This is a genomic window from Mesorhizobium sp. BR1-1-3, assembly GCF_020165455.1.
In the GTDB taxonomy this organism is placed as follows: domain Bacteria; phylum Pseudomonadota; class Alphaproteobacteria; order Rhizobiales; family Rhizobiaceae; genus Mesorhizobium; species Mesorhizobium ciceri.
The window spans coordinates 41,451-62,476 of sequence record NZ_JAIUIC010000012.1 but is presented as its reverse complement, the minus strand read 5'-3'; the positions used below and the strand labels follow the sequence as shown (position 1 = coordinate 62,476).

Annotated in this window: 22 protein-coding genes; 9 read left to right on the top strand and 13 right to left on the bottom strand. The window is 63.4% G+C overall.

Annotated features, from left to right (window positions below; genetic code table 11):
* Positions 1-339 precede the first annotated feature (339 nt).
* A complete protein-coding gene (locus LB559_RS24340) occupies positions 340-1,278 on the top strand; it encodes a diacylglycerol/lipid kinase family protein (RefSeq protein WP_063172920.1) in 939 nt (312 codons plus the stop codon).
* A 79-nt stretch (positions 1,279-1,357) separates the two neighbouring features.
* On the opposite strand, the gene LB559_RS24335 is transcribed toward LB559_RS24340, so the two are convergent.
* The 3 genes from LB559_RS24335 to LB559_RS24325 are packed head-to-tail and all read right to left on the bottom strand — an operon-like array spanning position 1,358 to position 5,096.
* Positions 1,358-2,275, bottom strand: a complete 918-nt coding sequence (locus tag LB559_RS24335) for an NAD(P)-dependent oxidoreductase (protein ID WP_224675171.1) — start codon at positions 2,273-2,275, stop codon at positions 1,358-1,360.
* On the bottom strand, positions 2,272-3,483 hold the full coding sequence (locus tag LB559_RS24330) for a mandelate racemase/muconate lactonizing enzyme family protein (protein WP_224675170.1): 1,212 nt from the start codon (positions 3,481-3,483) through the stop codon (positions 2,272-2,274). The genes LB559_RS24335 and LB559_RS24330 overlap by 4 nt, the downstream gene beginning before the upstream one ends.
* Complete coding sequence (locus LB559_RS24325) at positions 3,480-5,096, bottom strand: GMC family oxidoreductase (protein WP_224675169.1); 1,617 nt, start codon at positions 5,094-5,096, stop codon at positions 3,480-3,482. The genes LB559_RS24330 and LB559_RS24325 overlap by 4 nt, the downstream gene beginning before the upstream one ends.
* A 239-nt stretch (positions 5,097-5,335) precedes the next feature.
* On the opposite strand from LB559_RS24325, the gene LB559_RS24320 reads away from it, so the two are divergent.
* The 3 genes from LB559_RS24320 to LB559_RS24310 all read left to right on the top strand — a co-directional run bounded on the left by LB559_RS24320 (position 5,336) and on the right by LB559_RS24310 (position 7,230).
* On the top strand, positions 5,336-6,277 hold the full coding sequence (locus tag LB559_RS24320; protein WP_224675168.1) for a phosphoribosylaminoimidazolesuccinocarboxamide synthase: 942 nt from the start codon (positions 5,336-5,338) through the stop codon (positions 6,275-6,277).
* A gap of 237 nt (positions 6,278-6,514) precedes the next feature.
* Entirely contained in the window at positions 6,515-6,910 is a 396-nt protein-coding gene (locus LB559_RS24315) for an acyl-CoA thioesterase (protein WP_024504171.1), read from the top strand.
* A 116-nt stretch (positions 6,911-7,026) separates the two neighbouring features.
* Positions 7,027-7,230 (top strand): hypothetical protein, encoded by a 204-nt coding sequence (locus LB559_RS24310; RefSeq protein ID WP_081714341.1) that lies wholly within the window; start codon positions 7,027-7,029, stop codon positions 7,228-7,230.
* 151 nt (positions 7,231-7,381) lie between these two features.
* On the opposite strand, the gene LB559_RS24305 is transcribed toward LB559_RS24310, so the two are convergent.
* Positions 7,382-7,750 carry a winged helix-turn-helix transcriptional regulator gene (locus tag LB559_RS24305; protein ID WP_024504168.1) on the bottom strand — a complete coding sequence of 123 codons (369 nt, stop codon included), beginning with the start codon at positions 7,748-7,750 and terminating at the stop codon, positions 7,382-7,384.
* Positions 7,751-7,839: 89 nt separating this feature from the next.
* Here LB559_RS24305 and LB559_RS24300 point away from each other — a divergent pair, with 89 nt between their 5' ends.
* The gene (locus LB559_RS24300) at positions 7,840-8,445 is read left to right on the top strand and encodes an NADPH-dependent FMN reductase (RefSeq protein ID WP_013530052.1); all 606 of its coding nucleotides are present in this window, start codon (positions 7,840-7,842) and stop codon (positions 8,443-8,445) included.
* 60 nt (positions 8,446-8,505) lie between these two features.
* Here the strand turns inward: LB559_RS24300 and LB559_RS24295 are convergent, their stop codons facing one another.
* Positions 8,506-9,228 (bottom strand): MBL fold metallo-hydrolase, encoded by a 723-nt coding sequence (locus LB559_RS24295; protein ID WP_224675227.1) that lies wholly within the window; start codon positions 9,226-9,228, stop codon positions 8,506-8,508.
* A 366-nt stretch (positions 9,229-9,594) separates the two neighbouring features.
* Here LB559_RS24295 and LB559_RS24290 point away from each other — a divergent pair, with 366 nt between their 5' ends.
* Entirely contained in the window at positions 9,595-10,521 is a 927-nt protein-coding gene (locus LB559_RS24290; protein ID WP_024504166.1) for a DMT family transporter, read from the top strand.
* A gap of 10 nt (positions 10,522-10,531) precedes the next feature.
* Here LB559_RS24290 and LB559_RS24285 read toward each other — a convergent pair whose 3' ends face one another.
* Positions 10,532-11,440 carry an alpha/beta fold hydrolase gene (locus LB559_RS24285; RefSeq protein WP_224675167.1) on the bottom strand — a complete coding sequence of 303 codons (909 nt, stop codon included), beginning with the start codon at positions 11,438-11,440 and terminating at the stop codon, positions 10,532-10,534.
* Between the two features lie 117 nt (positions 11,441-11,557).
* Here LB559_RS24285 and LB559_RS24280 point away from each other — a divergent pair, with 117 nt between their 5' ends.
* Positions 11,558-12,154, top strand: coding sequence for a CGNR zinc finger domain-containing protein (locus LB559_RS24280; RefSeq protein WP_224675166.1), 597 nt, complete (start codon positions 11,558-11,560; stop codon positions 12,152-12,154).
* 54 nt (positions 12,155-12,208) lie between these two features.
* Here the strand turns inward: LB559_RS24280 and LB559_RS24275 are convergent, their stop codons facing one another.
* Entirely contained in the window at positions 12,209-13,717 is a 1,509-nt protein-coding gene (locus LB559_RS24275) for a winged helix-turn-helix domain-containing tetratricopeptide repeat protein (RefSeq protein WP_224675165.1), read from the bottom strand.
* Between the two features lie 139 nt (positions 13,718-13,856).
* Between LB559_RS24275 and LB559_RS24270 the strand changes: the two genes are divergently transcribed.
* Positions 13,857-14,099, top strand: coding sequence for a DUF1127 domain-containing protein (locus tag LB559_RS24270; protein ID WP_224675164.1), 243 nt, complete (start codon positions 13,857-13,859; stop codon positions 14,097-14,099).
* Between the two features lie 27 nt (positions 14,100-14,126).
* Here LB559_RS24270 and LB559_RS24265 read toward each other — a convergent pair whose 3' ends face one another.
* Together LB559_RS24265 and LB559_RS24260 are read right to left on the bottom strand one after the other, a co-directional pair.
* Positions 14,127-15,428, bottom strand: coding sequence for a hemolysin family protein (locus tag LB559_RS24265; RefSeq protein WP_224675163.1), 1,302 nt, complete (start codon positions 15,426-15,428; stop codon positions 14,127-14,129).
* Between the two features lie 75 nt (positions 15,429-15,503).
* Positions 15,504-16,418, bottom strand: coding sequence for a LysR family transcriptional regulator (locus tag LB559_RS24260; RefSeq protein ID WP_224675162.1), 915 nt, complete (start codon positions 16,416-16,418; stop codon positions 15,504-15,506).
* Between the two features lie 127 nt (positions 16,419-16,545).
* Between LB559_RS24260 and LB559_RS24255 the strand changes: the two genes are divergently transcribed.
* The gene (locus LB559_RS24255) at positions 16,546-17,568 is read left to right on the top strand and encodes a zinc-dependent alcohol dehydrogenase family protein (RefSeq protein WP_224675161.1); all 1,023 of its coding nucleotides are present in this window, start codon (positions 16,546-16,548) and stop codon (positions 17,566-17,568) included.
* 11 nt (positions 17,569-17,579) lie between these two features.
* On the opposite strand, the gene LB559_RS24250 is transcribed toward LB559_RS24255, so the two are convergent.
* The 4 genes from LB559_RS24250 to LB559_RS24235 all read right to left on the bottom strand — a co-directional run bounded on the left by LB559_RS24250 (position 17,580) and on the right by LB559_RS24235 (position 20,976).
* On the bottom strand, positions 17,580-18,287 hold the full coding sequence (locus tag LB559_RS24250; protein WP_224675160.1) for an LssY C-terminal domain-containing protein: 708 nt from the start codon (positions 18,285-18,287) through the stop codon (positions 17,580-17,582).
* 74 nt (positions 18,288-18,361) lie between these two features.
* Complete coding sequence (locus LB559_RS24245; RefSeq protein WP_027162117.1) at positions 18,362-19,168, bottom strand: extensin family protein; 807 nt, start codon at positions 19,166-19,168, stop codon at positions 18,362-18,364.
* Between the two features lie 116 nt (positions 19,169-19,284).
* Positions 19,285-20,418: an extensin family protein gene (locus LB559_RS24240; RefSeq protein WP_224675226.1), complete on the bottom strand. Its 1,134-nt coding sequence runs from the start codon at positions 20,416-20,418 to the stop codon at positions 19,285-19,287.
* Between the two features lie 132 nt (positions 20,419-20,550).
* Positions 20,551-20,976: a DUF3775 domain-containing protein gene (locus tag LB559_RS24235; protein ID WP_013530064.1), complete on the bottom strand. Its 426-nt coding sequence runs from the start codon at positions 20,974-20,976 to the stop codon at positions 20,551-20,553.
* Positions 20,977-21,026 lie beyond the last annotated feature (50 nt).

The following is a 21,026-nucleotide window of genomic DNA, read 5'->3' as shown; positions in this document are numbered from 1 at the left end:
GTCCCTCGAAACAGGCAAGCCTGCTCTCGCTTCGGGCCGTACGGGCCTCAGGAAATCCGCCTTTCACTTCGCCTTTCGGCTTGATGATCGGTAGCCGCCTGAGATGGGTTTAATGTACGCCGGGTAAGAGTCCTGGGGAATGGCCGCTGCCCTGTGGATAGCGGGATTACCGGGGATCGTTAGCCACAAACCGGGGAATTCGAGCGCCGGCTGCTTTAGACAGCCCGCCCGCTTTTTTGCGTACGAGCCGACAGCGCCCCTTGCTCCGCCGGTGGTCGCGGGCTTCAATGCCGGCAAAGGATCGGACCTGCATGTCCGGCGCCGGGGAGGGCGGGTATTTTGAAAGTCGGAGTGGTTCTCAACCCGATTGCCGGTGGCGGCCGGCTGAAACGGCATTGGCCTGATGTCGCCGTGTCGCTGAAAAAGCATTTCGGCGAATTCGAGCTGCGCGAAACGCAGGCCGAAGGCGATGCCGAAAGGCTGGCAATCGATCTCGCAATGATTGGCTTCGATCTGGTGATTGCGGCCGGCGGTGACGGCACCGCCAGCGAAGTGGCCGACGGGCTTCTGCAGGCGGCCCAGGAGAGCGGCCGGATCACTGAACTTGGCCTGTTGCCGTGCGGCACCGGCATCGATTTCGCGCGCGGGCTCGGCCTGCCGAAAGAGGTGGATGCCGTGCTGAAGCGGTTGGCCGAAGCCAAGGGTCGCAAGGTCGATGCCGGGCGCATCGGCTACATCGACGATCACGGCGCGCTGGCCAGCCGGCACTTCATCAACATCGCCAGTCTGGGACTTTCCGGCGCCACCGACCGCGCCGTCAATGCCGACAAGCGCAAGGGCAGGATGTCGGCCAAGGCACTGTTCCTGTGGCGCACCGTGGTGGAGTTCATCCGCTACCGTTTTCAGGACGTCAGGATCACGGTCGACGGCGGCGCACCCGTCGAAGCGCGCATGGCGCTGGTGGCGGTCGCCAATGGAAAGTTCTTCGGCGGCGGCATGATGATCGCGCCGGATGCCGACCTGACCGACGGGCAGTTCGACATCGTCATCCTGCGCGCCGCCGGCAAGCTGAAGCTGATCTGGGACATCCGGCTGCTCTATGGCGGCCGGCACCGCAACCATCCGGCGATCACCATCCTGCGCGGCAGGAAAGTGGTGGTCGAGCCGCTCGGCGATGCGTCAGAGAATGGCGCGCTGGTCGATATAGACGGCGAGTCGCCGGGACGCATACCCGCGACCTTCGAGATCCTGCCGGGTGCATTGACGCTCAGATACTGAATCAAGCCGTTGACAGATTGATTCAGATGAATCCGCCCATCAATCCAACGTCCTGAAATCGCTTGATAACTGGCTGATGTCAGAGTTCCAGCTTGGCCGGAAAACCGGGTGCGCGCAGGTCGGCATCGACGGCATCCTCGAGCAGTTTGACGATCTGGGTGGACCAGGCGCTGCCGCCATATTCCTGTTTGCCCATCTGGAAAATCTCACTCACAAGCGGCGCCAGTTGGAGCGGCAGTCTGAATTCCCTGCCCATCGCCAGCGCGAAGCCGAGGTCCTTCAGCGCCAGATCCATGGTGAAGCCGATGTCGTAGGAGCCGTTCAAGATGAGCTGGCTTTCGGTCTCATGGACGAAGCTGTTGCCGGAGGAGGCTGAGATGGCATGGTAGGACTGGGCGAGGTCGAGCCCGCCTTGTTTGGCCAACATCAGCGCCTCGCCGGCGGCGACGAGATGGATGAAGGCGAGCATGTTGGTGATCACCTTGATCACCGCCGCCGAGCCGACCGGACCCATCAGGAACGACTTTGCGCACATCGCCTCGATGGCCGGCCGATGACGTTCGTAGAGCGCTGGATCGCCGCCGACCAGCGCGGTGATCTTGCCAGCCGCCGCCAGATGCACGCCACCGGTGACCGGGCATTCCAGCGTCTCGACGCCCCTGGCCGAGGCGAGGGCCGCAAGGCGAAGAATCTCGTCGCGGCCGTTGGTCGACATCTCGATCCAGGTGCCGCCCTTGGGAAGGCCCTCAAGCAATCCGCCGGGTCCGGCCAGCACCGCTTCGCTGACCTTGGGCGAAGGCAGGCACGTGATGGCCTTGCCGGCCCGGGCGGCGGCCTCGGCCGGGCTGCTCGCGGCAGTGGCGCCGAGCGCCACCAGGCGCTCGACGGCGGCGGGATCGCGGTCGAAGACGGTGACGGCAAAGCCGTTGCGGATCAGGCTGGCGGCAAGGTTGCCGCCGAGATGGCCAAGGCCGATGAAGGCGTAGCTCTCGCTCACGGCATCAGCGGGGTCTGCATCATCTGCAGATGCAGGTCCTTGCCCGTATAGGGATGCGCGTCGCAGACCGCTTCGTTCAATTCGACGCCGAGGCCGGGCTCCCTCGAGGGGATGACATTGCCGTCCTGCCACTCGATCTTCTTCTTCAAGAGCGTGGCATGGAAACCGTCCCACTGCTTCAGCGATTCCAGGATGAGGAAGTTGGGCAGTGTCACCGCCAGCTGGATGTTGGCCGCACCGACGATCGGCCCGCAATAGCAGTGAGGGGCGACCTGGATGTGGTAGGCCTCGGCCATCGCCGCGATCTTCTTGGTTTCGAGAATGCCGCCGGAGCGGCCAAGGTCCGGCTGCAGGATGGTCGCGGCGCGGTTCTCGATGACGCGGGCGAACTCGAATTTGGTGGTCAGCCGTTCGCCGGTGGCGATCGGGATCGAGGTCGCGCGGGCCACTTGCGCCATGACCTCAGGCATGTCAGGCGGCACCGGCTCCTCGAACCACAAGGGATCATAGGGCTCGATGGCGCGCGCCATGCGCAGCGCGCCGGACGCTGTGAACTGGCCGTGCGTGCCAAACAGGATGTCGGCGCGGGTGCCGACCGCCTCGCGGATCGCCTTGATCATGCGGGTGGACAGGTCGATATCGACAAGACGCGGCTGGTGGCCGTCGAAGGCGGTGTAGGGGCCGGCCGGGTCCAGTTTGACGGCGTTGAACCCCTGTTCGACATATTCGAGCGCGCAGGCGGCGGCGAGATCGGGGTCGTTGTAGACGTTCTTGCCGTGCGCATCCTCGGAGTGGACGCTGCCGGTGTGCGGATAAAGATAGGTGTAGGAACGCAGCGTTTCGTGCACCTGGCCGCCGAGCAGTTTGTAGACCGGCTTGTCGGCCTCCTTGCCGATGATGTCCCAGCAGGCCATTTCCAGCGCCGAGAAGCAGCCCATGCCTGACACGTCGGGCCGCTGGGTGAAGCCGGACGAATAGGCGCGGCGGAAGAAGTTCTCGATGTCGTGCGGATCGCGGCCGACGAGATAGCGCTCGGCCATGTCCTCGACCATCCGGGCGGTAACATGGGCGGAGAAGGTGGCGTTGTAGGCCTCGCCATAGCCGACGACGCCGCCATCGGTGGTCAACTTGACGAAGATGAAATACTTGCCGCCGATGCCGGGCGGCGGATTGTCGACAACCCAGGTCTTGACGTCGGTGATCTTCATTTTTGGTCCTCCAGAACCAGTTCGGCGCCCTTCCAACCGGTCATGATCGAGGCGGCGTTGGTGTTGCCGGTGATGTTGTCGGGGAAGATCGAGGCGTCGATGACGCGCAGGCCGTCGATGCCGTGCACCTTGAGACGCGGGTCGACGACGGCGCGCGCCGGATCGGGCCCCATGCGGCAGGTCGAGACCGGATGATAGACGGTGCCCGAGCGCTTCCTGAAATCCTGAATCAGGTCTGCATCGGAAGTGATTGACGGGCCTGGCAAAACCTCTTCCTCGATGATCTCGGCCATGGCAGGCATCGAGGCGATCTTGCGGACGAATTTCACCGCCGCCAGCATCTCCTCGACATCGGCATTGGTGGAGTAGGCATTGGCCGTTATCCTGGGGTACTCGCGCGGGTTGGCCGAGCGGATCATGATCTCGCCACGGCTCGACGGGCGGCAGTTGGACAGGCCGATGGAAAAGCCCGGCCATGGGTCCGGCGTCAGGATCGGGCGCTCGCCGCTTTTGGGAATGACGGTCGAGAACGCCTGGAAATAGAGCTGCATGTTGGGCCGCGTCGCCGCCGGGTCGGTGCGGAAGAAGCCACCGGCATTGTTCATCGACAGCGACAGCGGGCCCGAACGGGTCAGGATATATTGCATGCCGACCAGCAGCTTGCCCCACCAGGGACGCAGCGTCTGGTTGAGCGTCGGCAGCTTGCCCTTGAAGGTGTAGTTGATGCCGACATGATCCTGCAGATGCGCGCCGACATTCTCGTTGGCGTGGACCATCCGGATGCCCAGGCCTTTCAGCAGCGCGGAAGGCCCGACGCCGGACAGCTGCAGCAATTGCGGCGAGTTGACCGAGCCGCCCGACAGGATGACTTCGCGACCGGCACGCGCCGACTTCGTCTCGCCGTTCTGCTGGTATTCGACGCCGATGGCACGCTTCCCCTCGAACAGCACCCTGGTCGCCAGCGCCTTCATCTCGACGCGGACATTCCCGCGCTTCATCGCCGGACGCAGGAAAGCGCGCGCCGCCGACATGCGGCGGCCGTTGCGGGTCGAGATCTGGTAGATGCCGACGCCTTCCTGGGCGGCGCCGTTGAAATCCGGGTTGAGCGGCAGGCCGGCCTGCTGGCCGGCGGCGAGATAGCGCTGGGTCAGCGGATGGACGGCGTTCGAACAGTCGGTGACATGCAGCGGGCCCCCCGTGCCGCGCCATGCATCGGCGCCGGCCTGGTTGTCCTCGAGCGCCTTGAAGGCGGGCAAGAGGTCGTCATAGCCCCAGCCTGGATTGCCGGCGGCGGCCCAGGCATCGAAATCCTCGCGCGCACCCCGGATCCAGACCATGGCGTTGATTGAGCTTGAGCCGCCAAGCAGCTTGCCGCGCGGCCAGTGGTCGGCATTGCCGGCGAGGCCGGGATCCGGCTCTGCCTTGTAGTTCCAGTTGACCGCGGGATCGAAGAAGGTCTTGCCGTAGCCGAGCGGCATCTGCACGTAGAAGCGGCGGTCGGTGCCGCCGGCCTCCAGCACCAGCACCGAGAAGCGCCCCGAGGCCGAGAGTTTTTCGGCCAGGACCGAGCCGGCCGAGCCGGAGCCGACGATGATGAAATCATAGGTCTGCATGATGGAAATGGGAGGCTCCGAAAGATTGGCTGCAGCCTAGACGCGACGGCATTCCGAAGTCGCCGCGCCATCCGGCATCAGTTGTGAAAAAAGCGACCGTCGAACCGATCAGGTTTGCGGGGATTCCCGACAATCGCGCTTGATATCTATCGTCCCGACAGCCTATGCGATGGCACTATCTTGGCGCATAACTTTTCGGAATTATGCTCTGGCCCACTCTGCGGAAGGCAGGAAATCATATGCGGACCCTCCCTGACGCGTTCATCCCCGAACTGCCGGGCCACTACAGCGGCAAGGTCCGCGAAAACTACGATCTGGCGGATGGCCGGCGCATCATCATCGCCACCGACCGGCTCAGTGCCTTCGACATCATCCTGACCTCGATCCCCTATAAGGGAGAGATACTGACCCAGACGGCGCGCTACTGGTTCGAGGAAACCGCCGACATCTGCCCCAACCATGTTCTCGAATACCCCGACCCGAACGTCGTCGTCGGCACAAGGCTCGACATCCTGCCGGTCGAGATCGTCGTGCGCGGCTATCTGGCGGGAACCACCAGCACCTCGATCCTGACTCGCTACAAGCGCGGTGACCGTGACATGTACGGCATCCGCCTGGCGGATGGCCTGCGCGACAATGAAAGACTGGCGGAGCCGATCATCACGCCGACCAGCAAGGCCGCGCATGGCGGCCATGACGAACCGCTGTCCAAAGCGGAGATTATCGAGCAGGGCCTGCTTACGCCAGCGCAGTGGGACACCGTGTCGGACTACGCCTTGCGGCTGTTCGGCTGCGGCCAGCAGCGCGCCGCGGAACGCGGCCTGATCCTCGCCGACACGAAGTACGAATTCGGCACCGACAAGGATGGGACCATCATTCTTGCCGATGAAATCCACACCCCGGACAGCAGCCGGTATTGGATCGCATCGAGTTACGAACAGGCGCTCGCCAGCGGCAGCCGGCCGGAGAGTTTCGACAAGGATTTCATCCGCTCGTGGGTCTCGGTGCGCTGCGATCCCTATAGCGACCCGATCCCCAAAATACCCGACGAGATCGTCGAACAGGCCTCGCGGGTTTACGCGCAGGCCTATGAGGCGATCACGGGCAAGGAATTCTCGCCGGATCTTTCCGGAGACAGCGTGCTCGATCGCATTCGCACGAATCTCAGGCGCTATTTCTGATCAACCTTTGCCGGGCGTTGGCTGACGGTGCATCAAACGAAAAACCCGCCTGTGCGGCGGGTCACTGGCGCAAATCAGCACCATAGGCAAAAATGTACCATAGCTGAGGTCACCGAGTCAAGAAAAAATTCCTATCGGGAGAAGCTCCGGGGCCTCGTGGCCATGCCGTGGCGCGTTGACCTTCGGGCGCCGTGACGATACGGGATCGAGGGCAGCCGGTCTCGAAGGATTTCTCGCATGGTGCACTACGCTGAAGGACGGCCGCTTGGCGATCTGACGCTGCGCACCCTGGCCATGCCTTCGGACGCCAATGCGGCCGGCGACATTTTCGGCGGCTGGGTGATGGCGCAGATGGACCTGGCCTGCGGCATCCGCGCCGCCGAGCGCGCCAAGGGCCGCGTGGTGACGGCGGCGGTGAAGGAGATGTCGTTCGCCAAGGCGATGAAGATCGGCGACACGCTGTGCATCTACACCCATGTCGAGCGCGTCGGCCGCACCTCGATGACGCTCAAGGTCGAGGCCTGGGCGCAGCGCTACCTCTCCGACCTGATGGAGAAGGTCACCCATGCCGATTTCGTCATGGTGGCGCTGGATGGCGAGGGCAAACCGAAAGCGGTTCCCGCCGAAGGCTGACGCAAGCCGTTTCTCCCAGGCTTGGTCATTTGTAACAGCGCCCGTGCGGGAGGCGCTTTTCGTGACATCCAACGGTTGCCTCCATGCCCGATCCTGCTGCAATCGGAGGAGAGACAATGCGTCAACATCTGCTGAACGGTTGGCTCGTGGCGGCCCTGGTCGCGACGACCTGCCTGCTCGGCGTGACCGCTTACGCGGAGGTGAAGGAAGACATCTCGCGCGTCGCCTGCACGCGTGGAGGACAGGCTCCTGGCGAGCGGGGCGCACGGTGTGATACCTGTGCCGCCGCGCGATGCGATGTGCGCGCATCAGGAGCCTGAGCGGCAGCCGTCAGGGGACCGCATGAGCGGCAATCCGCCAGCCAAACCGGCGCGTGCATTCGGTTCAACGATCCGCGCAGCCGAGATAGAATTTCCGATCAGACAAGCCGGATGTTGCGTGCGGGGCTGAATCCCTTGCCGCGCAAGGGTTTCAGACGCGGGCGCCGTCGAATTTCTCGCGCGCCGCCTTGACGCGCATGGTGTTGGCGCGCGCCCATTCGCTCAGTGCGCTGACGGGGATCAGCAGCTCGTGGCCGAGCTCGGTCAGCTCATAATCGACGCGCGGCGGAATGGTTGGAAACACGGTGCGGGTGACGAAGCCGTCACGCTCCAGCCCGCGCAAGGTGGTGGTCAGCATCTTCTGCGAGATGCCGCCGACGGCTGCGCGCAATTCGTTGAAACGCAGCGGTCCGTCGCCCAGCTTGCCGACGACCAGAACGGTCCATTTGTCGCCGACGCGCTGCAGGATTTCCGAGATGGCGCGGCAGTCTTCGGAGCGGTGTGGGTGCCTCGGTAACAAAAAAGTGCCTTCTTGTGCATCGCGTTTGCAGTATCTCATATAGCGCAGGTATCCAAATGATACCAGTACTTCGTGCAAGGAGAGCCCTTATGTCCAAACCCAAAATTGCCATCGTCGTCGGATCGACGCGCGCCGCTCGTTTCGCCGATGTGCCAACCCAGTGGATCGCCAAGATCGCCAAGTCGCATGCCGACATCGATGTCGAGATCGTCGACCTTCGCGACTTCCCGCTGCCGTTCTTCGACGAAGTCGCATCCTCCGCATGGGCGCCGTCGCAGAACGAAGTGGCACAGCGCTGGCAGAAGAAGGTCGCCGAATTCGACGGCTTCATCTTCACCGCCGCCGAATACAATCATGGCCCGACCGCCGTGCTGAAGAATGCCATCGACTACGCCGCCAATGAATGGAACAAGAAGCCGGCCGGCTTCGTCGGCTATGGCAGCGTCGGTGGCGCTCGCGCCGTCGAACAGCTCCGCCTTCATGCCGTCGAATTGCAGATGGCGCCGGTCAAGTCGGCCGTCCATATCGCCTGGGGCGATTTCCTCGCCGTCCGCCAGGGCGAGAAGAAGCTGGAAGACCTCGAGCATCTGAACCAGGCCGCCACGGCTCTGGTCAACGACGTTGCCTGGTGGGCCAAGGTGCTCAAGGCAGCGCGTCAGGCCGACGCCGTCGCCGAGGAAGTAAAGGCGGCCTGACCGCCGGTTCGAATTATCCTCCCAAGGATCCGGGGCGGCGCTTGCGCCGCCCTTTTTCAATTATAGCGGCTCAAACCGAAAGCTGGCACCGGATCGGACGACGCGGCCGACACCGGGCGAATCCAGATGCGCGCCGGCAACGAAACAATGATCGTCGGCAGCAAGCGCCAGCAACCGCAACCGGCTTTCGCGCGCCTGGTCCTGATCGGCATCGAATTCCCACGTCACCTCAGGTCGATCGAACTGAAGCGATGGGACGTGAACGGTGTCACCCCAAATCAGAATGCGTTCGCCACCGCTCGAAACACGAAAGCAGCTGTGTCCCGCTTCATGGCCATGGGCTTCGACAATGTCGACATGTGTCCCGATACGGTCTCCGGCTTCGAAGGGTTCCGCCATGCCGTGAAATCGTTCGAGCCGCGCTTCGGCGCGAAAAAAGCCGAGTTCTTCCCCGGGAACGAGCAAGCGCGCCAGGCGCGGGAAAGCGTCGCGGCCGTCGGCAAGCACAAGACCGTGGATGTGGTCGAGATGGGTGTGGGTGAAACAGACGGCACGAACTCGTCCGGCATCGATGCCAGCTTCGTCCAGCGCCTCGGGAAGTCGGCCCATGGTGGGATGCCAGGCGTTCGAGGCACCGGTATCGATCAGGATGATTCCGTCTCCATCGTCAATCGCGAAGGCATTGACGGACAGTCTGAGTTGACCATCAACCAATGCGACTTGTTGCGGCAATTCATCGCCAAATGGCTTGTCGCCGGGTTGCCGAAGCCGTCCGATCGGCATGTCGACATAGCCATCGCGCAAGGAGGTGATGCGCAAGTCACCAAGATCGTAGGTCTGATAAAGGTCGCCCGAAGCTATGCGGTGCATTTTTTCCGATCCGTTCTGCAGACAACCGGCAACATGCGACGGGCCAGCTGCGTCGGCAACCCGCCCCCTCAATTCGATCTGTGCCATGTGTGCGTGCGTCGCCTGCCGTGGCCGGATGATGCAGTCGGCGAGGCGGTCAGTTTCGTTCAACTCGCCGGCATGGTGCTGATACCCTGATGTCGCGATAGCCTCGGCCCAATCGGGGTTGGACTGCTACATCGACCGGGCTGCCATCTGGTCGCGCCCTTTGCCCTGATATATCCGGCTGCGATCCGTCACATGAGTGAAGCCGTGAAGACATCCAGCCCGACCGGCGCCGTTTCCCCGATGATCCCGGTGCTCGTATGCGCGCTTGCGATCTTCCTGCTGTCCGGGATGGATGCGGCGATGAAGATCCTGGTCATCGCGGTCGGGGTCTACAACACTTTGCTGTGGCGCAGCATGGTCGCGGCCGTGGTCGCGGGCGCAGCCTGGTTGGCGGGACCACGCTTAAAGCCGACCATTCCGGTGCTGAGGCTGCATGCGCTGCGTGCCGCAATTGTCGGCGTCGTGCTGATATCCTTCTTCTGGGGCTTGGCCAGGCTGCCGCTCGCGGAGGCGATCGGGCTCAGCTTCGTGGCGCCCTTGTTTGCGCTGTTTCTCGCCGCGCTGCTGCTGGGCGAACGGATCCGACGCCAGGCTGTCTGGGCATCGTTGGCCGGCATCGCCGGCGTCGCCATCATCATGGCCGGCCAGTTCGGGCAGGCAGACTATTCGCAGGACGCCATGCTCGGCACGGCAGCGGTGCTCGTATCAACCGTGTTCTACGGATACAATCTGATCCTCGCCCGGCAACAGGCGCAGTTGGCCAAGCCGATCGAGATCATGCTGTTCCAGAACCTTTGCGTTGCCATCCTGCTCGGCCTCGCGGCACCCTGGCTTGCCGTCGCCCTGCCGAGCGATCTTTGGCTTCCTTTGGCAGGGGTGACGGTGCTGTCGCTCGCCGGGCAATTCCTGATGAGCTGGTCCTACGCCCGCGCCGAAGCGCAATATCTGATCCCGACGGAATACTCGGCCTTCATCTGGGCGGTCGCGCTTGGCTGGTTCTTCTTCGGCGAGGAGGCGACCTGGACCACGCTGACGGGAGCGTGCCTGATCGTCGCCGGCTGCCTGATCGCCGCGCGGGCCAATCCCAGGCTTGCCGAGCCCATCGAAGTGGCGGTTTGAACGTCGACGTTCAACGCCCCGCAGGATCGCGAAATACCCCAGTCTCCACCTCGTGCATAAAGTGAGCGATGAGAGCCGCGCATTGGCGATGATGCGTTTCGAGAAGCATGTGCCCGCTCTCAAAGACATGGATTTCGACGGCGTCGAGATCGCGGCTGTAGGCCATGATCTCGTCCAGCGCGAAGAAGGCGTCGTGGCGCCCCCACAGCACCAGGCATGCTGGCTGTTGGTCGCGGAGATAGGCCTGGATGGCCGGGAAGCGCGCGATGTGCGAGCCATAATCGGTGAAGAGTTCGAACTGAATGTCGGTGTTGCCGGGCCTCGCCAGGCGCTCCGCATCGAGATACCAACCCTCGGGCGGAAACAACACTTTCAGACGCTCGGGGAGACCGCCGATATATTGGTTTCGGGTCCCCTCGAAATTCATCCAGTCCGGCAGTTTGGCGCGGTTTTCTTCAGTCGGTTCGGCGAAGAACGCCTTCGGCGCGTCCCATTCCGGTCCCAGCCCCTCGTCATGAGCGTTGCTGTCCTGGGCGATCAGGCCGAGGATGCGATCCGGCCGCCGTGTGGCGAGATGATAGCCGACGGGCGTGCCGAAGTCAGTGATGTGGAGGAAGAATCGCTGGAGGCCGAGGGCCTCGATGAAGGCTTCGATCGTGCTGGCCAGGTTGTCGAACGTGTAGTCATAGGCATCGATGGAAGGGGCGGACGAAAAGCCGAAACCGGGCAGATCCGGAGCCACCACATAGGCTGTCTCCGCCAGCGGTTCGATGACATTGCGATAGACGTGCGACGAAGTCGGATATCCGTGCAGCAGCAGGATTGCCGGTCTGCCGGGATCGCCGGCATGACGGTAGAAGATGTCGAGGTCGTCGACATTGATGGTTTCGTGGCGGGTCTTGTAACGATTGCTGCACATCCTCTCCCTCCCAGGGTTCCGCGCCGATCTGGCGACGCGCTGGCTTTGACACCACGTATCCGTATGATAGTGGTTACATCATGTAACCGTATAATCCAGTTAATGAGGTTATGTTCCATGGGCGATGAATACACCGAATGGGTACCGGATCACTTCATAGGCGGGCATCCCGCTTTGGACCTGTCGAACGCCGTGTTCGACCGGCGGGCGCCGGCAGCAGACAATGAACTCTTCAAGTCCGTCCGGGATGTTGCGAACTGGTTCAGCGCCTCAGGGCTTGCCGACGATCGTCAGGCGCAGGCCGTTGCCGAGATAGCGGATGGGCGGTTCGTGGAAGGGGTCCGCGAAATGCGGGAGGCGTCATTTCAGGTTTTCGATCCAATCGCCGCGGGCAAACCGGCTGCGGTCGAACCGCTCGGCGTGTTGTTCTCGCGCACGGCAAGCTCGCTTGCCGCCGGGTCTATCGAGCTGGATGGCACCAGGCCGGAGCTTGCCCTTGGCCGGTGGCGCGATCCGGACGCCGTCACCGCGTTGCTGGCCATGCTGTCCATCGAAGCGTTCTTCACCCTGCCGCGCGACAGGCTGCATTCCTGCCCTCGCTGTGGCTGGCTTTTCCTCGATACGTCGCGAGGTGGCAAGCGGCGCTGGTGCAGCATGCGCACCTGCGGCAACCGCGAGAAGGTGTCGCGCCACCGAGATCATACCGACGTCTAGACTGGGTTAGCGCACCACGTCGCCTTTGCAGCGGGCGGGCCGGATGCCGGCGCGTCACTCCGGAAGACCGGCCTTGCGAAAACCATCGACGAAATGCTCGAGCGTAGCGGCGTCGCGGAATGGCTCGGTCGTCGCCCAGTGATGGGTTGTGAAATGCGGGTTGCCGACGAGGAACAGTTCAGCCTCTGCGCGCGCCTCGTCGAGCCGGCCGAGTTGGGCCATGCTTGCCGCCAGGAAACGGCGTGAGCTTGTGCGATAGGTCTCGTCACGGCGCAACGTCTCGATCGCGGCTTGGTAGTCGCGCGCCGCATATTGCGCCTGGCCGAGCGTCAGATAGTACCAGCTCGCCGGAAACGGGTTCAGCCGGAACGCCTTGCCGATGTGCTCGAGGCCCTCTTCGACCCGTCCGGCCAGGACCGCGATGTCGGACAATGCCGCCCAGGTGTCGGCCTCGTTCGGGTCGAGCTCGATCGCTTTGGCGAATTCCGCATCCGCTTCAGTGAAGCTGCGCTCATAGGCAAGCAGATAAGCCAGGATCCAGCGACAGCCGGCATCGTTGGGATCGATCGCCACCGCCTTGCGCGCCAGCTCCAGGGCAACGCTGCGGGCAGCCTCGGTTGGTCCGCCCCAATGCACCTGTCCCATCCAGTGGTTCATGGCAAGCCAACGATAGGGCTCGGCATAATCAGGATCGAGCGACACCGCGCGCGTCAGCATCAGATGCGCTTCCTGCGCCATCTGCGGCGAGTCGTCGATCAGCTTTCGCGCCCGCACGCAGAGGTCGTAGGCCTCCAGATTTCGCGGCCGATTGCGCGGCGGCGGCGCGCGCAGCCGGCCAAGCAGCGCTTCCACGATCTTGGCCGTCACCTCGTCTTGAACGGCAAAGATATCCTCCAGGCCGCGATCGAAGCGTTCCGCCCACAGATGATCGCCACTCATCGCGTCGACCAGCTGTGCGTTGATGCGCACGCGCCCCGCGGCGCGTCTTGCACTGCCTTCCAACAGGTAGCGCACGCCAAGATCCCCGGCGATCTCGCGCACGTCCATCGCTTTTCCCTTGTAGGCAAAGGTCGAGTTGCGGGCGATGACGAACAGGCCGGAGATTCTGGACAGGTCGGTGATCAGGTCTTCCGTCAACCCATCCACGAAGGGATCCTGCTCGGGATCGTTGCTGAAATTGACGAAGGGCAGCACGGCTATCGACGGTTTGTCGGGCAGCGGCAAGGGTTTTCGCCTGGCCTCGCCCAGCTGTTCGACGGCCCCCGTGAAACGGTAGCCGACGCGCGGAACGGTGGATATCCATTCGCCGTTGTCGCCGACGGGGCCAAGCAGCTTGCGCAGTTGCGCGATCTGGACGGTGAGATTGCCTTCCTCGACGACCGTGCCCGGCCACGCGGCGTCCATCAGTTCGGCTTTTCCGAGGATTTCGCCGGGCCGCCCGACGAGTGCCGCAAGCAGGCTCAGCCCGCGATAGCCGACGGCAACGGGGACATCGTTCCGAAGCAGCGTTCCCGCATGCGGATCAAGCACGAACGGACCAAAGGCAAAACGCGATCCCTGCATAGGCGCATCTATAGGGCCGCTCTAGCTCGTTTGGAAGTTTTGGGAACTATTTGGGAGGGCTTAATTACGGCGCCGTCCGTATCGCGCAGAATTCAACCTCATCGAGAGCCCCAGGCCCTCAAACCATATGGAGGTTGCCATGACCAATACCCTCACTTGTGCAGCGCGGCCGGGAACGCCCGTGCGGCCGGCATCGCGCCGGCTCCTAAAGACCCTGCGAAGCATCATCGCGAGCTGGCACGATCGGACCTGGCGCGAGCGGATACGCTTTCGCTGGCAGCTCAGGCAAATGTCGAAGGACAATCCGCATCTGATCGACGATATCGGCCTGACGATACTGCAGGTCGAGGGAGAGATCGCCAAGTCCTTCTGGGAACGATAGAGCGAAATGCCGCAATTGCGTCGACCGTCAGCGCACCGGGGCGCCGGCCAGGCGGGTGGCGATCAGCTTGTCGATGCGGCGGCCGTCGAGATCGACCACCTCGAAGCGCCAGCCCTGCGCGTCGACGCATTCGCCAGTCGCCGGCAGATGGTGCATATGCGACAGCACATAGCCGGCGACGGTTTCGTAATCGCGGTTTTCCGGCAGGTCGATGCCGAGAATGTCGGCCATCTCGTCGGCCTGCATGTAGCCGGCGAGCAGCCACGAGCCGTCCTCGCGCTTGACCGCGTTTTCCTCGTCGCCGGCGTCGGTGTCGGCGCGGAACACGCCGGTGATGGCTTCCAGAATGTCGGCCGGGGTGACGATGCCTTCGAAATGGCCGTATTCGTCATGCACCAGCGCCATCGGCACGTCGGATTCCTTTAGCTTCTGCAGCACATCGAGCGCGTCGGCCTGGTCGTAGACGATGGGGGCTGCGCGCACATGCCTGCGCGGATCGAGCACGCGGCCGGCAAGCAGTGCGGCCAGCACATCACGCGTCTGGACGACGCCGACCATGACGTCGACGCCGCCGTCGCCTGCCGGCAGGCGCGAATGCTGGGTTTCCATGAGCAGCTTGCGGATGGCCGCCTCGTCGGATTGCAGATTGACCCAGTCGACTTCGGTGCGCGGCGTCATCACCGCGCGCACGGCGCGGTCGCCAAGCCGCATGACGCCGGCGATCATGCGCCGCTCGTCGGATTCGATGGTGCCGTGATGCTCGGCCTCGGCGACCAGCATCTTGATCTCCTCGTCGGTGACCTTTTCCTCGCTTTCGCCGCGCTGACCGAGCAGCCACAATATGGTGCGGCCGGAGAAGTCGAGCAGGAAGACCAGCGGCGCCGACACCGTGGCGAGGATGGTCATCGCCGGAGCGACCCTGGCGGCGACCCGCTCGGGATCACGCAACGCGATCTGCTTGGGCACCAGCTCGCCGACGATCAGCGAGAAATAGGTGATGATAGCAACGACGATGCCGACGCCGAGCGGGTCGGCGACAGTCTCGCGGATGCCGGTCGAAGCCAGGAACTGCGCCAGCCGTTCGCCGAGCGTGGCGCCGGAAAAGGCGCCGGAGAGGACGCCGACCAAGGTGATGCCGATCTGCACCGAGGACAGGAACTTGCCGGGATTTGAGCCAAGATCAAGGGCGCGGCCGGCGCCATTGGTGCCGCGGTCGATCATCGCTTTCAGCCTGGCCGGGCGCGACGAGACGATGGCGAGCTCGGACATCGACAAAAGGCCGTTCACGCAGATGAGGACGACCACGATAGCGATTTCGACGTATAACATGAGCGGTCAATAGCATTGTGGCGCGGTCTTCGAAAATAGTCCGGCGTGATTTTTGAGAAATGACCGGTATTTCGCTCACGCGGCATCCCAGGGCGGCGCCGAAAAATGTTCGACGAGGGCGTCGACGACAACCCGCACCTTTGGCGTGAGCGCGCGCGTCACCGGCCAGACGGCATGCACGACGATGTTCTCGACCAGGCATTCCGACAGCACCATTTCGAGATCGCCGCTTTTGAGGCTGTCGGCGGCCAGCCATGTCGGCAGGAAGGCGATGCCGCAGCCGGCGAGCGCCGCATCCAGCATCGGTTCGCCATGGCCGAGAACGAGCCGCGCCTTGGGCACGAAGGTTGCGAGATGGCCGTCGGAATGTCTGATCACCCAGGGGCGGACGATGCCCTCGCGACCGTAGCCAATGACGCTGTGATCGGCGAGATCCTCGACCGATTGCGGCCGGCCATGCCTGTCGAGATAGTCGGGAGCCGCGCATATGGCCGAGCGCTGAGCATAGAGGCGCCTGGCCGCTAGCGACAGGCTGTCGTCGAGTTCGCCCATGCGGATCGCCAGGTCGATGCCCTCCTCGATCAGGTCGACGCGGCGGTCATTGAAGGAGATTTCAACCGTCAGGTCCGGAAATTTCCTCGAAATCTCGAACAGCACCGGGGCGACGCAGCGTCGGCCGAAGGCCAGCGGCACGTCGACCCGAAGCCGGCCAGACGGGACCTGCCGACGCGAGGCGAGCAGCGACTGTGCGGCTTCGATCTCGGCCAGGGCCCGGACGCAGGCTTCATAGTAGCCGATGCCTTCGCTGGTCGGGCTGAGACTGCGGGTGGTGCGGTTCAGCAAGCGAACGCCGAGCCTCTGCTCCAGCTGCGCGATCGATTTGCCGATCGCCGACTTCGTCACATGCAGCCGCTCGCCGGCGCTAGTGAAGCTGCCGGCCTCCACCGCCTGAACAAACGCAACGGTGCCTTGCAGGTCGGCCGTTTCCATGGCAATTTCCTATTGTCGACTTTTAGTCCGCAATCAGTGTCAAATTATACCGCACGGAAGCACTATTTTCTATAGTCGAAAGGCATAAATGTCTCGCCTGGCATCAATGCACGGAGCGCGAGACGACATGAGCACCCCAATCAACAGATCCTGGCAGATGAGCGGTTTTGGCCTGTCGAGGCTAAGCCAGGTGGAAGGCAAGGTGCCCGAGCCAGGGCCGCACGATTTGCTGGTCCGGACCAAGGCCGTATCGCTCAACTACAAGGACAAGATGATCGTGGACGGCGTGCTGATCCCCGACCTTGCCTTTCCCTTCGTGCCGACATCCGACGCGGTGGGCGAAGTGGTGTCCGTCGGCAGTGCCGTCAGCCGCTTTCAGGTCGGCCAGCGCGTGCTTGGCCAGGTGATCGCCGATTGGCCGGATGGCGACGCACCGCCGGTGCTGCATAAGCACACTCTGGGGTCGTCGCTGTCGGGCATGCTTTCCGATCATGTCATCTTCGGCGAGGACGCCGCGGTGCTGGCGCCGCCGTCGCTCGGCGACATCGAGGCCGCGACATTGCCGATCGCGGCGCTGACGGCCTGGTTCGCCATGGCCGAGGCGACCAAACCGGTGCCGGGTCAGACCATTCTGATCCAGGGCACCGGCGGCGTGTCGCTGTTTGCGCTGCAGTTCGCCACTGCGTTCGGCCTGCGCGCCATCGTCACCTCAAGCAGTGATGAAAAGCTTGAGCGGGCGAGAAAGCTTGGCGCCTGGCAAGGGATCAACTACCGCACGCAACCGGCCTGGGACGATGCCGCGCGTGAACTGACGAACGGGCTGGGCGTGAACCACGTGCTGGAAATGGTCGGCGGCGACAATGCAAGGCGATCTCTGAACGCGCTGGCCGCCGACGGCCGGCTGTCGATCATCGGCCTGCTGGGCGCGATGGAGCTCAGCTTCCCCATCCTGCCCTTCATGCGCAACCGCATCACCGTGCAGGGCCTGTCGATCGGCCATCGCCGTGCTTTCGAGCGTATGAATCAGGCGATCGAGGCGCTGGCGATCAAGCCGGTCATCGACAAGGTCTTTGGCTTCGATGAGGTGCCGCAGGCCTTGCAACATCTGGAGAAAGGGCCGTTCGGCAAGATCGTGATCACCACGACCTGACTTTTGCGATGTCATGGCAACTGCTTCAACACGCCGACAATTGCCTCGCCGTCCGTAAAATAGGGATCGCCGCCGCCATTGCGTCCCGCCTTGGTGGCGCCGACGCCCGATATGTCGCTGGTCGAGAGCAGCATGCCGGCAGTGGCCAGGTCGCGCATCAGGAAATCGCGCTCGGCGTCGATGTCGGGGCCGATATGGTGGGTGACGGCGCCGGTGTCGTGGCTGAAGCCGACGCCGCGATCGAAGCTGGCCGAGCCCAGCCACAGCGGCCGGCCATCGTCGCCGCTTGCATCGGTCTGCCAGAAGCGGACATGATGCCGTCGGTCGGCGCTGATGCCCTCCGGCTTTTCGAAGGCGAGATCCTGGGCACGGCCATCGAACAGCAGCCTGCTGACCGGCGCATCGGGATAGGGGTGGTCGAACAGCACGCTTTCACCGATCTCGATCGCGGTCTTCAGGGTGACGGCGTCGGCGGTGTCCCAGCCGGCAACGGCAAAGGCGTGGACCACCTCCTTCTGCGTGCCGACAAGGCCGACATTGATCGGGTCGCCCGGAATGCCTTGCGGCGTGTGCGTCAGCATCTCGAAGCGATGCGTGCGAAAACCTCGATCGCGGAACGTCCAGAATTCCGGTGCGACGAAATAGGCGAGCGCCAGATACGCGGCCAACAAGGTCGCCGCCCAGATCATAATGCGTCGCCGAACGCTTCGTTGACCCATGAATGCCGCTCAAATGTTCCGGCATCACATTAGGCGTTGTCATGGCATTCAGGCAAAGGATACCCGGCACCGATCTAACGGCAGGCGCGATAACCGTTCTTGCGGTTCTTGATGTCGAAATGAAAATGGTTGCGGTGGTCGTAATTGTAGCCGGGGCCGAGCACGGTGGTGAAGTACTGGCAGCCGTCGGCGCGCACATTGTTGAGGAAGCCACGGGTGCGGAAGGCGAACAGGCCGGGCTTGCGCACGTCGATGTCGTCGCCATTGTTGAGCTCGATGCTCATGACGTCGAGCGCATTGCCCTTGCCGTGTTCGGACAGGACGCCTTCGCCGGCAATCCGGCGGCAGGAATAGCTGGAGCCCTGGTGTATGGTCCTGACGCCGGAGAAATAACGCCAGCGGGCGGAGGGAACGAGTTCGTTCTTCGTCCAGCCGGCAAAGGTAGCTGCCATGTCGCAGGTCAGGGTTGCGGCGGGTTTCATCTGGATGTTGCCGATGGCCGAGACCTTGACCGGATAATCGATGCCGCACTGGCCTTCATGGATCGGCGCCAGATCGGTGTAGGCGACATCGAGGCGCTTCAATTGCTGACGGCAGTCGGTTTCGCTGGCCGGCATCTGCTCGACGGGCGACATCGGCTCGTCCATGCGCGGATAAGCGGCCTGCGTCATGTACGGATTGGAAGGGACAAGCTTCTGCATGCCGGCATATTGCGGCACGGCAGCCGTCTGCGCGCCGACGTCGACGGCCGGCTGCAGCGACAGCACACTGCCGGTGTTGCAGGCGGAAAGCGCCGCCAGCGCCAGACCGGCGGTCAGCATTGCTGCATATTTTGACTGGCGCGCGGTGGCGAAAAACACGGCCCGAAATTTGCCGGCCATTGGCGGAATCCCGTTGATGGATATCCGGCATTTTAACGATCAAGGGTAAAGGAAAACTCAGCGTCCGCGTTCATGCCTGCGGCCGAATTGCGGCACGCGGCCTGGATCAGCCATGATCACTGGCAGAACGTTCCGCCATGACGGCGCGGTTCGAGATCGAGATGGAAATGCAGGGAATGATCGGCGTCGGCGCCTGGGCCGAGCACTGTCTTGAAGGGTCCGCAGGCGGCCTTGCGAACATTGTTGAGGAATTTGGCGTCTTTCTCCGGCGGCGCCGGGCCGACCTCGATCTTCTTGCCGTCCGACAGCGTGAAGCTGGCGATGTCGAGCGCGTTGCCGAACGCGTGTTCCGACAGTTTTCGTGTGCCGTTGCGTGGCCGGCAGACAAAAGCCGATGCCTGGCCGATCGATTTCAGGTCCGCACCGAATTCGGCCTTTGCCGCCGGCTGGATGACATCGGCGGCAAAACGCGCCGTCGCCTCGGCCATCTTGCAGTTGAGCTCGGTGCCTGGGGCAATCGCGATCGACTTTCCAAGGGTCTTCAGCACGATGGGGTAGGGAATCGAACAGCCGATTTCGGGCTGGCTTTCCGCCTTGTGCTCTTCGAATTCGACGCCGAGCGTCTTTAGCCGTTCGCGGCATGCGACTTCCTCGGCCGGCATTTTTTCATCTGGCACGTCGGCCGAGCGCGGATCGGGCAGCATCTTCTCCTCGTCCGCGTCCGCCGGCTTTTGCGGTGGCTGCGGGGCGACGGTTGGCGGCTGGGCCTCGGGTTCTGCAATGTCAGGCTTTCGTGTCGGCGTTGGCGCGACGTCCGGCGGCTCCGGCTCGTTTTCGCCGGTTGATGGCTCCGGAGCCAATGGCTCGGGACGTGCCTGCTTTTCCTGGTGGGATTTTTCTTCCTTGAAACGGTCGGGCGCTTCCGCGGCTTTCGGCCCTACGCGCTTTTGCTCCTCGGTCTTTGCAGCTTCAGCCTTTGGTGCGTCCGCCGGGCGTGGTTCGGGCACCGGAATGCCGGGTTGGGTTATCGGAGTGCCGGGTTCGGGCACGGGAACATCGGCAGGCGAGGGCAGCGATGCCTGCGTTTTCTGCTGTGTCTGCTTTGGCGTGACCTGCCGGTGGCGCCGTGGTTTCAAACGCTTTCCGCCCCTTGGTTTCAGGGGCTGGTCGGCTCGTGGTGTCAGCGGCTGCTCGACCCGCGGCGTCGGGGGCTTATGATGCCGATGGCGATGTCTCGCCTCGACCGGCATCACCAGCAAGGCCGTGACGGCCACGGTCAACGCAATCCTGCATATTCGGGAAAAGACGATCGACCCCATCGCCCTCAACGGCGCCGACGCAAGGTGGTTGCCTTGGCCGCATCACGAACGGTAACCGCTCCGTTACGCACCGATCGCTTCCAGCCCTTCCTCCAGCCAGTCGGCGAGCAGCGGCATGCCAAGCAGGTATTTCGCGGTGCGCTTGTTGGCGCGTTCGCGCGCGGCGGCCAGCGCGTCCGCCCATTCGGTGGCGTCGTAGTCGCCGCGACCGACCCAGGCCAACGCGATCAGCTCGGCTGCTTCGTCGACATTGAGGTCGTTGATCAGCTCGCGCAGCTCTTCTTCGGTCAGGTTCTCGGAGCTTTCCTCGGCAAGGCCGTCATGGTGATGGTTGACATGGGACTCGCCGTCGAGTTCGACCTCGTGCTCGGCGCCATCGGCATAGTCTTCATTGACGGCCGCACTCAGTGCCTTGGCCTTGAGGATGAACAGGCGCACCGTATCGGGGCCGATCGAAAGCTCCCAGTCCTTTTCAAGCCGCCGCTGCAAGGGCCGTCTCCCTCAGGTCGTTTGCCGGATGATAGCGGATTCGCAGCATC

Excerpts from the sequence above, each read along its gene's own strand:
- LB559_RS24330 (WP_224675170.1), bottom strand. The coding sequence starts at position 3,483 with ATGAAGATCACCGACGTCAAGACCTGGGTTGTCGACAATCCGCCGCCC.
- LB559_RS24325 (WP_224675169.1), bottom strand. The coding sequence starts at position 5,096 with ATGCAGACCTATGATTTCATCATCGTCGGCTCCGGCTCGGCCGGCTCG.
- LB559_RS24320 (WP_224675168.1), top strand. The coding sequence starts at position 5,336 with ATGCGGACCCTCCCTGACGCGTTCATCCCCGAACTGCCGGGCCACTAC.
- LB559_RS24315 (WP_024504171.1), top strand. The coding sequence starts at position 6,515 with ATGGTGCACTACGCTGAAGGACGGCCGCTTGGCGATCTGACGCTGCGC.
- LB559_RS24310 (WP_081714341.1), top strand. The coding sequence starts at position 7,027 with ATGCGTCAACATCTGCTGAACGGTTGGCTCGTGGCGGCCCTGGTCGCG.
- LB559_RS24300 (WP_013530052.1), top strand. The coding sequence starts at position 7,840 with ATGTCCAAACCCAAAATTGCCATCGTCGTCGGATCGACGCGCGCCGCT.
- LB559_RS24295 (WP_224675227.1), bottom strand. The coding sequence starts at position 9,228 with ATGCCGATCGGACGGCTTCGGCAACCCGGCGACAAGCCATTTGGCGAT.
- LB559_RS24290 (WP_024504166.1), top strand. The coding sequence starts at position 9,595 with ATGAGTGAAGCCGTGAAGACATCCAGCCCGACCGGCGCCGTTTCCCCG.
- LB559_RS24285 (WP_224675167.1), bottom strand. The coding sequence starts at position 11,440 with ATGTGCAGCAATCGTTACAAGACCCGCCACGAAACCATCAATGTCGAC.
- LB559_RS24280 (WP_224675166.1), top strand. The coding sequence starts at position 11,558 with ATGGGCGATGAATACACCGAATGGGTACCGGATCACTTCATAGGCGGG.
- LB559_RS24275 (WP_224675165.1), bottom strand. The coding sequence starts at position 13,717 with ATGCAGGGATCGCGTTTTGCCTTTGGTCCGTTCGTGCTTGATCCGCAT.
- LB559_RS24270 (WP_224675164.1), top strand. The coding sequence starts at position 13,857 with ATGACCAATACCCTCACTTGTGCAGCGCGGCCGGGAACGCCCGTGCGG.
- LB559_RS24265 (WP_224675163.1), bottom strand. The coding sequence starts at position 15,428 with ATGTTATACGTCGAAATCGCTATCGTGGTCGTCCTCATCTGCGTGAAC.
- LB559_RS24260 (WP_224675162.1), bottom strand. The coding sequence starts at position 16,418 with ATGGAAACGGCCGACCTGCAAGGCACCGTTGCGTTTGTTCAGGCGGTG.
- LB559_RS24255 (WP_224675161.1), top strand. The coding sequence starts at position 16,546 with ATGAGCACCCCAATCAACAGATCCTGGCAGATGAGCGGTTTTGGCCTG.
- LB559_RS24250 (WP_224675160.1), bottom strand. The coding sequence starts at position 18,287 with ATGGGTCAACGAAGCGTTCGGCGACGCATTATGATCTGGGCGGCGACC.
- LB559_RS24245 (WP_027162117.1), bottom strand. The coding sequence starts at position 19,168 with ATGGCCGGCAAATTTCGGGCCGTGTTTTTCGCCACCGCGCGCCAGTCA.
- LB559_RS24240 (WP_224675226.1), bottom strand. The coding sequence starts at position 20,418 with ATGCCGGTCGAGGCGAGACATCGCCATCGGCATCATAAGCCCCCGACG.